This window comes from Brevundimonas sp. EU05-FHT14B07, assembly GCF_058790795.1.
Genome location: NZ_JBYTCZ010000004.1, coordinates 109,443 through 124,158 on the forward strand (window position 1 = coordinate 109,443; position 14,716 = coordinate 124,158).

Sequence of the window (14,716 nt, forward strand, 5' to 3'; positions counted from 1 at the left end):
ACAGGATCCTTAACCCCTGCGTGTCACCGTTACGTCATGGGACTGAAGTGGGTGAACGCAGAAGGCGGGCGCTGGCGGTTTTTCCGTCACGAGGCCGGCCGCGCGGCTGGACCGTCGCCCTACGCCTATGTGGCGCTGTTCGCCCTATGCCTGTCGGTCGCCCAGTGGAGCATGCATGCCTTCGGCGCCACGGTTCTGTGGCCGGCCAATGCGGTGCTTCTGGCCGCCGTCCTTCAGCTTCATCGTCGCCAGGCCATCGGAGTCATGCTCGCCTGCGCCGCCGTCAATCTGGTCAGCAACATCGTGCGCGGCGATCCCGGCGTGATGATGTTCACCAATGTCGCCCTGAACCTGACGCAGGTCTGCGTCGCCGCCGTGTTGGCGCGCCGGGTCTGCGGGGCCGCGCTGGACATGCGCCGGCCTTGGCGTCTGTTCCGTTTCGCCGTCTTCGCCGCCGTTCCGGCCGTCTTGATCAGCACCCTGCTGGCGGGCGCGTTCGCTGTGCTGATGAGCTGGAAGGTGCCGGGAACTCTGGCGTTCCGGATGCACCACCTGTTCGACATGGAGCTGCTGGCGATGATGATCGTCACGCCGTCCCTGCTGCTGCTGGCGCGCAATCACCGTTTCCGGGACGACGCCCAGGCCACGATGACGGAGGCGGCCGCCCTGCTGGTGCTGGTCGGCGGCGTCACGCTTTGGGCCTTCACCCAGTCGTCGGCGCCGGTGATGTTCGCGGTGTTTCCGCCGCTGATCCTTCTGGCCTTCCGGCTGTGCCCGCCCACGACCGCCTGCGCGGTGGTGCTGGTCGCGGCCATTGGCGGCGCCGCCACGCTGAGCGGGCATGGGCCGGTCGTGCTGACCCGCCTGCCGTCCGATCCGGTTCTGGCGGCCCTGCCCGAAGTGATGCGCCAGATGAATGTGTTTCATCTGTTCTTGCTGTGCGTCGTCGGGTCGGTCCTGCCCATCACCACCCTATCGACCGAGCGTCGGCGGCTGACGGCGCGTCTGCGGGCGCGCACGGCGGCGGCCCTGGACGCCCTGGCCCGGGCCAAGCGCGCCGACGAGGCGAAGTCGCGCTTCCTGGCCTTGATGAGCCACGAGATGCGCACGCCTCTGACCGGGGTCACCGGCTATGCCGACCTGCTGTCGCGCTCGACCAGCCTGGACGCCGAGGGCCATCGGCAGGTCAATGCGGTGCGCCAGTGCGGCGAATCCATGCTGCGTCTGGTCGAGGACTTGCTGGAGATTTCGCGCGGGGGCGACGAGGTCGTGCTGAAGCCCGCCGATCTGCGCGCCCTGATCCAGGACGCCGTGGCGCCGGCGCGCGAGTGGGCCGAGATCCGCAGCCTGTCGTTCGATCTGCACATCGCGCCGGAGGCCGAGGGCTGGGTGCTGACCGACATGCGGCGGCTTCGCCAGATCCTGCATCACCTGACGCTGAACGCCTCGAAATTCACGACGCGCGGGGGCGTGACCGTCACGGTCGATCGGACCGACGACCGGCTGCGGATCGCCGTTTCCGATACCGGCTGCGGCATGGACGCCGAAACCCTGGCGGGCGTGTTCCGCCTGTTCGAACAGGCGGACGCCTCCACCAGCCGCGCGCATGAGGGGGCGGGCGTCGGCCTGGCTCTGGCCAAGAGCCATGCCGAGCGCCTGAACGGAACCATCGTCGTCGAAAGCGTCCAGTGGCAGGGCTCGACCTTCACCTTGGAGATCGAGGCGCCCCTCGTGGCCCCCGTAGAGACGGACGGCGGCGCGCCGCTGGACAGCCGCCGTATGCGGGTGCTGATCGTCGACGACCACCCGGCCAATCGGGATCTGCTGCGCATCATGCTGCAGGCCGCCGATTGCGATACCGCCGAGGCCTGCGATGGGCGCGAGGCGGTGAACGCCGCCTCGGCCGAGGCTTTCGATCTGATCCTGATGGATGTGCGCATGCCCGTGATGGATGGTCTGGCCGCCAGCCGTGCGATCCGCGCCCTGGCCGATCCCGCCAGCCGAACGCCGATCCTGGCCGTCACCGCCGAGGCCATGCCCGAAGACGCCGCACGGTGCCTGTCCGCCGGGATGGACGGTCATCTGGCCAAGCCGGTGACCCAGGCCAAGCTCTACGCCGCCATCGACGAGACGCTGAGCGCCGCCGCGTCTCGCCTGGACGCCCAAGCCGCCTGAGCCTTCGGGTGCGGCTTCATCCCCAGGCCCGTCCCCAGGCCCGTCCCCAAGAATGTGCGGCACGGACACAACATCTAGCGGTCGCGATAAATTGTGATCGCAACATAGACCTATTTTGACTTGGCGCCGACGTCTTCAAATCGCATGGTGAACGCATCTTCAGAATCGCCCTCAGGTCCAGTTCGATGAACGCCATCACTCCGATCATCCTCCCCGAGCGCGCCGGTCTTCTGACCCCGTCGGCCGCCTACAAGCCGTTCCGCTATCCGTGGGCGTTCGACATGTGGAAGAAGCAGCAGCAGGTCCACTGGATGCCGGAAGAAGTGCCGCTGGGCGAGGACATCAAGGACTGGGCCTCGACCCTGAACGACGGCGAACGCAACCTGCTGACCCAGATCTTCCGCTTCTTCACCCAGGCGGACATCGAGGTTCAGGACAACTATATGGAGCGCTACGGCCGGGTGTTCAAACCGACCGAGGTGAAGATGATGCTGGCCGCCTTCGGCAATATGGAGACCATCCATATCGCGGCCTACGCCCTGCTGCTCGAAACCATCGGCATGCCCGAGAGTGAGTTCGGGTCCTTCATGGAATACGAGGCCATGCGGGACAAGCACGACTATATGGGCAAGTTCGGCGTGGATTCCGACGCCGACATCTGCCGGACCCTGGCCATGTTCGGCGGCTTCTCGGAAGGCGTTCAGCTGTTCGCGTCCTTCGCCATGCTGATGAACTTCCCGCGCCAGAACAAGATGAAGGGCATGGGCCAGATCGTGTCCTGGTCGGTGCGCGACGAGAGCCTGCACTGCGAAGGCATCATCAAGCTGTATCACGCCTTCAACAAGGAGACGGGGGCCGTCACCAAGTCGGTCGCGGACGACATCGTCGACTGCTGCAAGACGGTGGTGAACATGGAGGACAAGTTCATCGACCTGGCCTTCGAGATGGGCTCGGTCCAGGGCATGACGCCGGACGACATCAAACAATACATCCGCTTCATCGCCGACTGGCGCCTGCGTCAGCTGAAGCTGCCGGAAGTCTATGGGGTGACGGAAAATCCGCTGCCGTGGCTGCAGTCGCTTCTCAGCGGCGTTGAACACGCCAACTTCTTCGAGGCCCGCGCTACCGAATATTCCAAGGCGGCGACGCAAGGAAACTGGCACGGCGCCGACGGCGTCTGGACCGAGTTCGACCGCATGATGGCGCGCCGCGACATGAGCCTGGTCGCGGGCTGACACCCCGGCCGGTTCAGGCGTAGGCTCTCCCGAAAGGGAGAGCACGCCATGAGCGAAGAGATCGTCTTCTACACCAACCCCATGTCGCGCGGACGCATCGTCCGCTGGATGCTGGAGGAGGCGGGCCAGCCCTATCGCACCGTCGTGGTCGACTATGCGGCGATGAAGTCGCCGGACTATCTGGCGATCAATCCGATGGGAAAGGTGCCGGCCATCGCCCATCGCGGCTTCGTCGTGACCGAATGCGCCGCAGTCTGCGCCTATCTAGCCGACGCCTTTCCTGAAGCCGGCCTGGCGCCGTCGACGGACGATCCGCTGCGCGGCCTTTATTATCGCTGGATGTTCTTCGCCGCCGGGCCGGTCGAGGCGGCGGTGACGGCCAAGTCTCTGGGCCAACTGCCGCCGCCCGAGAAGTCTGCCATGGTCGGCTACGGCTCGTTCGATCAGGTGATCGACGGGCTGGAACATGCGCTGGATCGCAGTCCGTGGATCCTTGGCGAGCGGTTCAGCGCCGCCGATGTCTACGTCGGCAGTCAGATCGCCTGGGGGCTGATGTTCAAGAGCCTGCCTGAACGGTCGGCCTTCACGGCTTATGCCGAACGGATCACGACACGCCCGGCCGCTGTGCGCGCCCGCGAAATCGACGACGCGCTGATCGCCGAGGCGAAAGCCAAGGCGGACTGATGACGTTTACTGCGCCGGCGCGACCCACGCCGGTCGGGCGGTGCAGGCGGGGCGGAAACCCGTGCGGCACAGTCGCACCTGTTCCTGCCAGGCGGCATAGTCGCGGTCGTATTTCTCCTGGGCCAAGCGGGCGGTCTCGGCGGCGGCGCGCGCCTGTTCCTCGGCCTGGCTGACCTCGATCTGATGACGGGCCAGGGCGGCGTCGTAGTTCAGCCGGTTGTCGGCGTCGGTCTTGTCGGCCAGCGCGTTCTGGGCGGCGATCTCGTCGTTCAGAGCGCGGGTGGTGCGCAGTTCCTCTTCGGTCTGCTGGGCGTCGCTGGCGCGATGATAGGCCTCGCCCCGCGCCTTCAGCAGGGCGTCGCGGCTGGCGGGATCGGCCGGGTCGGGCAGGGCGCGCTGATCGCGATAGGGGTCGGCGGTCGCTGGCGCCGTCGTCGTCTGGGCGGCGACGGGCGCGGTCAGGGCGGCGGCCAGCAGGGCGGCGGCGACGGCGGTGCGAACGATCATGACTGTCTCTCCCGAGGCCAAGGCGCCCTACGCAGCTTGGCCATTGTGATACTGCTGCACAACGCCGCAGCGATGAAAAGGTGGCGAAAGGCTCGGCTTCGCGTCATGGTCGATCTCTCCCGACCGCAGCCTATCCGAGAAGACCGATGATCCTGAGCACCGCGTCCGGCGACTTCCCCATTCCTGCGGATGTCGCGCGCCAGTTGCCGAACGTGCCGGCCCTGCCCGATACGACCGCCGCAGACGCCAGGCTTCAGGTCGAGGACTTCCGTCACTGGCTGGACGCCTCGCCCGAGCACGCCATCGACTATGAGCGGCTGCGGCGCTGGCATCTGGTCCAGGAGGAGCTGGCGGCCCAGGCCAAGGCGGAGAACCGGCCCTTCGTCGTGTCCGACGACGGTCTGGAATAGGCGACGCTGGAACGTCTTCGAGCGCGGGGGATTGCGGCAACATCCCCTTGCCCCCGGAGACTTTCATGTTCCAATCAATCGGTTACGGCGCAAAGACCTCCCGGTCCAAGCTCGAGCCCATGACGTTCGAGCGCGACGATCCCAAGCCCAACGAGCTGGTGATCGAGGTTCTTTACGCCGGCGTCTGCCACTCCGACATCCACCAGGTCAAAAACGAATGGGCCAATACGGTCTATCCGTGCGTACCGGGCCACGAGATCGTCGGGCGGGTCAAACAGGCGGGCGCCGAGACCTCGCGCTTCAAGGAAGGCGATCTGGTCGGCGTCGGCTGCATGATCGACAGCTGCCGCCAATGTGAGGCCTGCAGCGCCGGCGATCAGAACTACTGCGAGGGTCCGAACAGCTGGTTGGCGACCTATAACGGCCCCATGACGCCAGCGACCGAGACAGAAGACGGCGCCAACATGTACGGCCGGGACAATACCTACGGCGGCTATTCCGATGTGGTGGTCGTGCCCGAGGATTTCGTGTTGCGCATCCCCGAAGGCCTGGACCTCAAGGCGGCCGCGCCCATCCTGTGCGCCGGCGTGACCACCTGGTCGCCGCTGAAACACTGGGGCGTCAAGGCGGGGGATAAGGTCGTCGTCCTGGGCTTTGGCGGTCTGGGCCATATGGCGGCCAAGCTGGCCAAGGCTCTGGGGGCGGAAGTGACCGTCCTGACTTCGACGCCCGAAAAGATCGAGGACGCCAAGCGGCTGGGCGCCGACGCGGCCCATATCGAGACGGACAAGACGGCCCTGGCGCCCCTAGCGGGAACGTTCGACTTCATCCTGTCCACCGTGCCCGAGAAGCACGAGATCGGCGCCCTGCTGGACCTGATGAAGCGCGATGCGGCCTTCATCGTCGTGGGCAATCTCGATGTCGTGGATGGGGTCGACAACTCCAAACTGGCCTTCAAACGCCAGACGGTCGGCGGCTCCTTGATCGGCAATCTTCAGGAAACCCAGGACGTGCTGGACTTCTGCGCCGCCAACGGCGTGGCCCCCGAGGTCGAAATGATCGACATCGCCGAGATCAACGACGCCTATGTGAAGGTCGAGAACGGCGAGGCGCGCTACCGCTACGTCATCGACATGGCGACCCTGAAGGCGGCCTGATCGCCTATCCGGGCAGGCGCAGTTCGAAGGCTGCGCCTGTTCCGTCGGTCTCGACCAGACGCAGGTCGCCGCCGTGAAGGGCGGCCAGTTCGCGCGAGATGGTCAGGCCCAGGCCCGAGCCGTCCGAGCTCTTTGAGCTGACGAAGGGTTCGAACAGGCGTTCGGCCAGACGCGGCGGAATGCCGGGGCCGTCGTCGGCGATGCGCACAACGCAGAAGCCGTCCTGACCAAAGGCGCTGACGGTGATGGCGCCCTTGCCGCGGCGCTCGGGCGGACGCGTGGGATCGGCCTCGATGGCCTGGCGGGCGTTGCGCATCAGATTGACCAGGATGCGATACAGCTGATCCGGGTCGGCCTCGACGGCGAACCGGGGCGGCAGCTGTTTGACCAGGCGCACGCCGTCGGGGTCCAGTCCGGCGTCCTCGGCCGCCAGGGTCAGGGCCTTGGTCAGGACGACGCGAGTCTTCTGGGGGGCTGGCTCCTCGCTCTTGCCGTATTCCAGCACATTGCGCGACAGGCCGGCGGCGCGGCTGAGCGCGCGCTCCAGCCGGGGCAGGGCCTTGGCTACCTGCGGGTCGGCGGAGGTCGCCAGCCGCTCGGACGCCATCTGGGCCGAGGTCAGCATATTGCGCAGGTCGTGGTTGATCTTGGCCACCGCCTCGCCCAGCGCGACCAGACGCGCGCGAGAGCGCAGGGAATGGCGCACCTCCTCCTGCATCCGGCTGAGTTCGCGCTCGACGCGGCCGATCTCGTCGTGGCGATCGGACGGCGCCTCGGCCTCGCTCTCGGGATCGGCGGCGAACCGCTCCATCGAGCGGGTGACGCGACGAAGCGGCCGCAGCACCAGCAGGGCCAGACCGCCATACAGCAGCGCGCCCGCCGTCACCGACACCAGCAGGGACACCAGCAGGCTGTTCAGCAGGAAGGCACGCAGTTCCAGCTTCAACGGCTGGGCGGGGGTGACGATCTCGATGAAGTCGCCCGAGCGATAGCGCGGCTTGGCCTGAACCCTCAGCGAGCGGTCTGGATGGCCGAACAGGGTGCGCCACGGGTCGGTCAGGCGCGACCAGCTGTCCTGACGCCTCAGATCGATCAGTTCGGGCGCGCGGGGCAGGTTGGGGGCCTGAAGCAGCAGTCGGCGCACGCCTTGCTCCGTCAGGGCCACCGCCTGAACCCCGCCGATCCGCATCAGCTCGGCGGCCGTGTCGTCCTCGACCGCGCTATAGGGCAGAGCTTCGACCCCGACTGAGGCCAGTTCGGCGGCCTGAAGCCGGTCGCGCAGCCAGCGCTCATGGAACGCCGCGAGATTCGGCCCCAGAATAAGGGCCTCGACCGCCAGGGTGAAGGCGACGGTCAGCAGCAGCAGCCGCGCCGACAGGCCGTCGGGCGCGCGCGGGGTCAGGCGCTCGCGCCAGAGACTGGCCTGGTCCGGCGTCAGGTTCAGCCGCGCCGCGATCCGGTCGAACAGGGCGCTCATGCCGCCGTCGCCCCGATCCGGCGGGCGCGGATCATCTGGAACAGCTTGATGCCGATGGGCAGAAGCAGGGACAGGAAGACCACGCCCATCAAAGGCCAGAAGAACTGTTGCAGCAGCATCGGCAGGTCCGGCCGCACGCCCGCGCGCAGCAGGTCGCCCAACTGCGATCCGATCCAGGTGTAGATGAAGGTGGACGGCAGCAGTCCGATGAAGGTGGCGATGATGTAGGGCCTCAGCGGCACCGCCATCATCCCCGCCGTCGCGTTGACCAGGACGAAGGGCACGCTGGGGATCACGCGCAGGGTGAACAGGGTGGTGAAGGCGTTGCGGTCGATGCCCTTGGCCAGCCGATCCATGAAGCCGGCGTCGGCCTCGAACTTGGCGCGCAGCCACGAACCGATCGAGGTGCGATAGACATAATAGATGACGACCGAACCGATCGTAGCCCCCGTCGACTGCGCCAGGGCCCCGACATAGGGGCCGAACATCATCCCCCCCAGCAGGGTCAGGAAAACGGGCCCGGGAATGGTCGAGGCGGTCGCCACGGCATAGACGGCGATGAAGGCGACCAGCGCAATCCACCAGTTCTGTTGCGCATAGGCCTGAAGGTTCAGCCCGTGCTCGCGGATCAGATCCATCGACAAATAGCGGTTCCAGCCCAAGGCGAAGAAGGCGATCACCAGGCCGGCGATGGCCGCCAGCGGCGCCAGCCGCAGGGCCCATTCCTTCGCCGTTCGTTTCGCCATCCGTTTCATCGTCCCGAAATGCCGTCCGAGCGTTGACTCACGCGGACATGCGACTTATACGCCCGCCCTTCCTGCGGCGGACGCCTCTTGCCCCGTCGCCCAACCTTTTAACGTCAGGAGCCGACCGTGAAGCGGACCTATCAGCCGTCGCGACTCGTGCGCAAGCGCCGTCACGGCTTCCGCAGCCGGATGGCCACCAAGAACGGCCAGAAGATTGTTGCGCGCCGTCGCGCCAAGGGCCGCAAGCGCCTGACGGCGTAAGCGGCTTACGCGTCCGGATCTTTTGGACGCATGAGCGACCTTTTACAGATCAAGCGTCTGTTGCGGCGGCCCCAGTTCCTGGCGGCCGCCAAAGGCGTTTCCGAGGCGCGCGGCGCAGTGGTGATCCAGCGGCTGGAGCGCGGCGACGGTTCGCCGCACATCGGACTGGGCTTCACCGCCACCAAGAAGATCGGCGGGGCGGTTCAGCGCAACCGCGCCAAACGCCGTCTGCGCGAGGCCGCACGGGCCATGCTGGCCCAGCACGGCGTGCCCGGAAGCGACTATGTCTTCATCGCCCGCATGGGCACGACCGAGCGTGCGTGGGACCGTCTGCTTGACGACGTGAAATCGACGCTTACAAGGCTGGCGACACCCAAGGCCAATAGGCCTTCGCACGCCCGCGCCCCCTCCGGCCAGGACCGCCAGAATCCATGAAAAACGAAAACACGCGCAACACGATCATCTTCATCGTGTGCTCGGTCCTGATCATGGGGATCTACTATTTCGCCGTGCTGCGCCCGCAGGCCGAGCGTCGCGCCGTGCAACAGCAGGCCCAGGCCGAGCAGTCGCAGACCGCTGACAACGCCGCGCGCACGGCGCTGAGCCCGCAGGGGCCGACCTTCGTCACCGACCGCAGCCAAGCGCTGAGCACCGCCGCGCGCGTGCCGATTCAGTCCGGCACGCTGAAAGGCTCGCTGTCGCTTCAAGGCGGCCGGATCGACGACCTGTTCCTGACCGACTACCGCGAGGTTCAGGACAAGCCCCAGCCGGTGGAGCTGTTCCGCCCACAGGGGATGCAGAACGCCTATTTCGCCCAGTTCGGCTGGACCGGCCCCAATGTCGCCGGCGGCGTGCCCGGACCCAATACCGTCTGGCGCCTGACCAATGGGTCAACCCTGACGCCGACGACTCCGGTCACCCTGACCTGGGACAACGGCCAAGGCCTGCGCTTCACCCGCGTGATCTCGGTCGACGACAAATACGTCTTCTCGGTGCAGGACACGGTCCAGAACCTGGGCACGCAGGCGATCACCATCGCCCCCTACGGCAGCGTCCAGCGCCAGGGCGTGCCGCCCGCAGCCGGCTCGTCGCACATCGTCCACGAGGGCGCGATCGGCACCTTCGGCAAGCCGGGCGACTACCGGACCGAGCAGAAGAAATACAAGGACTGGCTGAAGGAGCCGCGGATCGAGAACGCCTCGACCGGCGGCTGGCTGGGCATCACCGACAAATACTGGCTGGCGGCCCTGCTGCCCCAGCAGAACGAGGCGGTCGAGACCGAATTCCGCGTGCGCGACCTCAACGGCGCCCAGCAGCTGGAAGCCAATGTCCTGGGCACGACCCGCACCATCCAGCCCGGCGCGACCGCGACCGAGACCCAACGCCTGTTCGCCGGGGTCAAGCGCGCCGAGGTGCTGAAATCCTATGAGCAGAGCCTGAACCTGCCGCGCTTCGTCTATGCGATCGACTGGGGCATGTTCTGGTTCCTGACGCGTCCGATCTTCTGGATCCTGGAGAACGTCTATGGCCTGGTCGGCAGCTTCGGCGTCGCCATTCTGGCCCTGACCGTCATCGTCAAGCTGGTGATGTTCCCGCTGGCCAACAACGCCTACGCCTCGATGTCCAAGATGCGGAACCTCCAGCCCAAGATGGAGGAGATCAAGAAGAAGTTCAAAGACGACCCCCAGAAGCAGCAGCAGGAGACGATGGCCCTGTATCAGCGCGAGAAGATCAATCCGGTCGCCGGATGCCTTCCGCTGGTGCTGCAGATCCCGGTCTTTTACGCCCTGTACAAGGTGCTGACCGTAACCATCGAAATGCGTCACCAGCCGTTCCTGGGCTTCATCCATGACCTGTCCGCGCGCGATCCGTCGTCGATCTGGAACCTGTTCGGCCTGATCCCATGGGATCCGGCGATGGCGCCCCTGATCGGCGGCCTGTTGGCCGGCCCGCTGCACCTGGGTCTGCTGGCGATCGCCTATGGCCTGACGATGTGGTTGCAGACGGCGATGAACCCGCCGGCGGCCGATCCGGTCCAGCGCCAGATCTTCCAGTTCATGCCGCTGCTGTTTACCTTCATCATGGCGCCGTTCGCGGCGGGCCTGCTGATCTACTGGGCCTGGTCCAACATCCTGACCATCCTGCAGCAGTATGTGATCATGCACCGCTACAAGGCCGAGAACCCGATCGATACCTTCTTCGCCCGGTTCAAGAAGTCACCGGCGTGATCGACGAGACCGAGTTCACGCCCGAGGACATCGAGGCGGCGCGCGTCCTGTTCGCGCGGCCTGCGACCTTCGTCATGGGCGCGGCCAAGATCGAGCAGTTGCCCGACCCCGATCTGCCCGAGATCGCCTTCGCGGGCCGCTCGAACGTGGGCAAGTCCAGCCTCATCAACGGGCTGGTGGGCATGCACAAGCTGGCCCGCGCCTCGAACGAGCCGGGCCGCACGCGCGAGGTCAACTTCTTCGACCTGGATGGCCGGATGCGTCTGGTCGATCTGCCCGGCTATGGCTGGGCCAAGGCGTCCAAGACTACGGTCAAGAAGTTCCAGGATCTGGGGCGCGACTATCTGCGCGGCCGGGTGACGCTGAAGCGGGTCTATCTGCTGATCGACAGCCGTCATGGGCTGAAGTCGGTGGATACGGAGGCGCTGGATGCGCTGGACCTGGCGGCCGTCAGCTATCAGATCGTCCTGACCAAGGCCGACAAGCTGAAGAAGGGCGAGGGCGAGGCCGTGCAGGCCGCGACCCTGAAGGCCATCTCCAAACGCCCCGCCGCCTTCCCGGTGGTGGCCCTGACCTCGTCGGAAAAGGGTCTCGGTCTGCCCGAACTGCGCGCCGAGATCATGCGCACGACGGGCGCGACGCTGGACTGACATTCTCTTCGTCATCCTCCGGCAAGCCGCATCGCGGCGCAGACCGGGGGACCCAGCGGCGCGCGTGAGCGCGAACCTGTCGCGAATGCAATTTCAAGAACCGCGCTGACGATACATCGCTTTCGGCGCCGCTGGGTCCCCCGGTCTCGCCCCGCTTTCGCGGGGGTCGCCGGAGGATGACGAAGGAAAAATGTCGCAAACGAAAAAGGCCCGGAGATCGCTCTCCGGGCCTTCGTCGTTCTGGTCTGTCCTCGCCCTATTGGGCGGCGGGGGCCGCCGCGCGGACCTCGACAGGGATGCCCAGGGCGTCCAGTTGCGGCTTGACCACCGAGGCGTCGCCGACCACGACCCAGACGAACTGGTCGGGCTTGATGACTTGGCGGGCGGCCTGGTCCATCTGTTCCGCCGTCAGGGCGCGGGTGCGGCTGGCAAGGGTCGCCTGATAGTCGTCCGGCCGGTTGTAGAGGGCGTTCGAACGCAGGGCGCCCAGGATCTGGCCCGAGGTTTCGAACCCGCCGGCCAGCGAACGGGTGTTGCCGTTGATCGTCCGCTCCAGCTCGTTCGGCTGCACGCCCTCGCTCTTCAGGAAGCGGTCGTACTGGGCGATCAGGGCGGCGATCGATTCGCCGGTCCGGTTCGCCTGCACCGGCGCGTTGACGATGTAGGGGACGCGGTGCTGCAGGGTGTTGACGTTGCCGCGCACCCCATAGGACCAGCCCTTGGTCTCGCGCAGGTCCGAGTTGATCCGCGACAGGAAGTCCGAACCCAGGGTCACATTGGCCGCGTTCAGCGCGAGGAGGTCGTCGGTGCCCGACGCCGGCAGGACCGCGCCGCCGTAGATCAGCGACTGGGGCGACTGCGGACGGTCGATCAGGACGATGCGATTGGTCGGCGCCGGGATCGGGGCCGAGAAGTCCTTGGTCCCCTTGGGCGTCGACGGTGCGCGCCAGTCGCCGAAGGCGGCTTCCAGCTGCGGCGTCACCTGGCTGAGCGGCAGGTCGGAGACGACGAAGATCGTGGCGTTGTCGGGCCGGATCCAGGTGTCGTGGGCGGCCTCGAGCTCCTCGCGCGTCAGGGCGCCGATCGTCGCCTCGTCGCCGGTTCCGGTGAAGGAGCGGCCATAGGGGCTGTTCGCGCCGTAGATCAGCGGCGGCAGGGCGCGGGCGGCGATGGCGCCGGGGTTGGTCTTCTCGCTGGCCAGGCCCGACAGGCGCGCGGCGCGGAGGCGCTCGACCTCGGACGGGGCGAAGGCCGGGTTGCGGACCACGTCGGCCAGCAGCGTCAACGACGGCGCCAGGTTGGCGGTCACCGTCGAAAGGTCGGCGGACGTGCGGTCCATCGAGGCCGAGACGTTGACAGACGCGCCCAGACGCTCCTCCTCCTCGGCCAGCTGGTTGGCGTTCCGGGTTGTGGTGCCTTCGTCCAGCAAGTCGATCATCATCGCCTGGGTTCCCAGACGATCGGGACGGTCGGCGGCGAAGCCGGCGTCGAAGTCGATGCCCACGCGGGTCACCGGAACAGTATCAACATTAGCGTAGACGACCTGGATGCCGTTCGACAGGGTGGCGCGCTGCACGGCAGGGAAGTCCAGATCCGGCACCTGGCCGATCTCGGGCATGGGCGGACGCGACACGCGCTGGATCTCGGCTGCCGGAGCGGCTTGGGCGGCCCCCGCCGGCGCAGCTGCGGCTTCCTCATAAGCCTCGCGCTCGCCGGGCGCGATGGTGATGTCCAGCACCGGACGCGTCAGCCAGCGCTGCATGGCGTCGCGGACCTGGGCCGGGGTGACCGAGGCGTACTGGGACAGCTCCTTCTTGTAGTGGTCCGGATCGCCCGCATAGAGCTGGCCCTCGGCGAGCACGTTGGCCTTGCCGTTGACCTGTTCCAGGCTTTGGACGACGCGCGACACATACTGGGTGGCGACGCGGGCGACCTCTTCCTCGGTCGGGCCGGTGCGGATGAAGTCCGCGACGATTTCGTCCAGGCGGCGGCCGACCGCATCGGCGTTCTCGCCGGGCTTCACATCCGCCGTGATCGTGAACATTCCGACGCGGTGGAAGTCGGAGTTGGAGGCGCTCACGTTGACCGCAGTCTGTTCATCACGGACCAGGATGTTATCCAGGCGCGACGATGCAAGTCCGCCCAGCACCGCGGCTCCGACCGACAGGGGCACGGCGTCGTCGCTCAGCAGGCCGGGCACCGCCCAGCTGCGCGTCAGGCGGGTGTTGGCGACGCGATCGTGCATCACTTCCTTGACTGGAGCGGCCAGGGTGGGGACGTCGGCCTGAGCCGGCGCGTTGACCGGACCGCTCGGGATGGCGCCGAAATATTTCTCCATCAACGGCCGGGCCTCGGCCTCGTTGATGTCGCCCGACAGCACGACGATGGCGTTGTTCGGGCCGTAGTTCTCGCGGAACCAGTTGCGCACCGTTTCCAGGCTGGCGGCGTCCAGGTCGGCCATCGAGCCGATAGTCGAGTGGCGGTAGGGGTGACCTTCCGGGAACAGGCCTTCCAGCTGGGCGTACTGGAACAGGCCGTAGGGCTGGTTGTCGCCTTGGCGCTTCTCGTTCTGGACCACGCCGCGCTGCAGATCGAGCACCTTCTGATCGACTGCGCCGAGCAGATAGCCCATCCGGTCGCTTTCCAGGAACAGCGCCTGTTCCAGCGCCGGCGTCGGGACGGTCTCGAAATAGTTGGTGCGGTCGAACCAGGTCGTGCCGTTCAGGTTCGACGGTCCCAGATTGCGCATCCGACCCAGATAGGAGCCCGGCGCGTTCTCCGACCCGCCAAACATCAGGTGTTCAAACAGGTGGGCGAAGCCGGTCGAACCGGCCGGCTCGTCCTTGGAGCCGACGTTGTACCAGACGGAGACGGCGACGACGGGGGCCTTGCGATCCTCGTGGACCAGGACGGTCAGGCCGTTGTCGAGGGTGAACTTGGTGTAGGGGATGTCGACTTCGTTGATCAGCTGCGACACCGGCGCGGCCTGGACGGCGGGCGCGGCGGCCTGACCGGCGGCCTGGGCGGCGGGTGTAGAGGCCGCGGAGGCCCAGACGGGCGTTGAAACCGCCAGAAGGGCGGCGGCGGCGACGAGAGAGCCAGTGCGGCGCATGCGATATCCTCGGGATTGCAGTTGGAGGGGACCATAACGCCGGTCTGCGGTCTGGCAACGCGACCAAATGGAAC

13 protein-coding genes are annotated in these 14,716 nt (G+C 66.8%); 9 read left to right on the top strand and 4 right to left on the bottom strand.

Going from position 1 to position 14,716, the window contains the following annotated elements; translation table 11 throughout:
• Nucleotides 1-36: 36 nt before the first annotated feature.
• The 3 genes from AC3WRC_RS10940 to AC3WRC_RS10950 all read left to right on the top strand — a co-directional run bounded on the left by AC3WRC_RS10940 (nt 37) and on the right by AC3WRC_RS10950 (nt 4,094).
• Entirely contained in the window at nt 37-2,175 is a 2,139-nt protein-coding gene (locus tag AC3WRC_RS10940) for a response regulator (RefSeq protein ID WP_492303861.1), read from the top strand.
• A gap of 185 nt (nt 2,176-2,360) precedes the next feature.
• Nucleotides 2,361-3,410: a ribonucleotide-diphosphate reductase subunit beta gene (locus AC3WRC_RS10945; RefSeq protein ID WP_055754647.1), complete on the top strand. Its 1,050-nt coding sequence runs from the start codon at nt 2,361-2,363 to the stop codon at nt 3,408-3,410.
• Between the two features lie 48 nt (nt 3,411-3,458).
• On the top strand, nt 3,459-4,094 hold the full coding sequence (locus AC3WRC_RS10950) for a glutathione S-transferase family protein (protein WP_492303862.1): 636 nt from the start codon (nt 3,459-3,461) through the stop codon (nt 4,092-4,094).
• 6 nt (nt 4,095-4,100) lie between these two features.
• Here AC3WRC_RS10950 and AC3WRC_RS10955 read toward each other — a convergent pair whose 3' ends face one another.
• Nucleotides 4,101-4,601, bottom strand: coding sequence for a hypothetical protein (locus AC3WRC_RS10955; protein ID WP_492303863.1), 501 nt, complete (start codon nt 4,599-4,601; stop codon nt 4,101-4,103).
• A gap of 146 nt (nt 4,602-4,747) precedes the next feature.
• Here AC3WRC_RS10955 and AC3WRC_RS10960 point away from each other — a divergent pair, with 146 nt between their 5' ends.
• Nucleotides 4,748-5,011 carry a hypothetical protein gene (locus AC3WRC_RS10960; RefSeq protein ID WP_066625141.1) on the top strand — a complete coding sequence of 88 codons (264 nt, stop codon included), beginning with the start codon at nt 4,748-4,750 and terminating at the stop codon, nt 5,009-5,011.
• Nucleotides 5,012-5,076: 65 nt separating this feature from the next.
• Entirely contained in the window at nt 5,077-6,168 is a 1,092-nt protein-coding gene (locus tag AC3WRC_RS10965) for an NAD(P)-dependent alcohol dehydrogenase (RefSeq protein ID WP_492303864.1), read from the top strand.
• Nucleotides 6,169-6,172: 4 nt separating this feature from the next.
• Here AC3WRC_RS10965 and AC3WRC_RS10970 read toward each other — a convergent pair whose 3' ends face one another.
• On the bottom strand, nt 6,173-7,645 hold the full coding sequence (locus tag AC3WRC_RS10970; protein ID WP_055809375.1) for a sensor histidine kinase: 1,473 nt from the start codon (nt 7,643-7,645) through the stop codon (nt 6,173-6,175).
• Nucleotides 7,642-8,391, bottom strand: coding sequence for a TVP38/TMEM64 family protein (locus AC3WRC_RS10975; protein ID WP_284878085.1), 750 nt, complete (start codon nt 8,389-8,391; stop codon nt 7,642-7,644). Before AC3WRC_RS10975 ends, AC3WRC_RS10970 begins: the two co-directional genes overlap by 4 nt.
• 126 nt (nt 8,392-8,517) lie before the next feature.
• On the opposite strand from AC3WRC_RS10975, the gene rpmH reads away from it, so the two are divergent.
• Genes rpmH through yihA form a run of 4 tightly spaced genes read left to right on the top strand, consistent with a single transcriptional unit; the run spans nt 8,518 to nt 11,530 of the window.
• On the top strand, nt 8,518-8,652 hold the full coding sequence (gene rpmH, locus AC3WRC_RS10980) for a 50S ribosomal protein L34 (RefSeq protein ID WP_003164000.1): 135 nt from the start codon (nt 8,518-8,520) through the stop codon (nt 8,650-8,652).
• Nucleotides 8,653-8,682: 30 nt separating this feature from the next.
• On the top strand, nt 8,683-9,087 hold the full coding sequence (rnpA, locus tag AC3WRC_RS10985; RefSeq protein ID WP_055754640.1) for a ribonuclease P protein component: 405 nt from the start codon (nt 8,683-8,685) through the stop codon (nt 9,085-9,087).
• Nucleotides 9,084-10,880, top strand: a complete 1,797-nt coding sequence (gene yidC / locus AC3WRC_RS10990) for a membrane protein insertase YidC (RefSeq protein ID WP_055754639.1) — start codon at nt 9,084-9,086, stop codon at nt 10,878-10,880. Before rnpA ends, yidC begins: the two co-directional genes overlap by 4 nt.
• On the top strand, nt 10,877-11,530 hold the full coding sequence (gene yihA, locus AC3WRC_RS10995) for a ribosome biogenesis GTP-binding protein YihA/YsxC (protein WP_055809369.1): 654 nt from the start codon (nt 10,877-10,879) through the stop codon (nt 11,528-11,530). Before yidC ends, yihA begins: the two co-directional genes overlap by 4 nt.
• Before the next feature lie 256 nt (nt 11,531-11,786).
• Here yihA and AC3WRC_RS11000 read toward each other — a convergent pair whose 3' ends face one another.
• Complete coding sequence (locus AC3WRC_RS11000) at nt 11,787-14,642, bottom strand: M16 family metallopeptidase (protein WP_492303865.1); 2,856 nt, start codon at nt 14,640-14,642, stop codon at nt 11,787-11,789.
• Between the last annotated feature and the right edge of the window lie 74 nt (nt 14,643-14,716).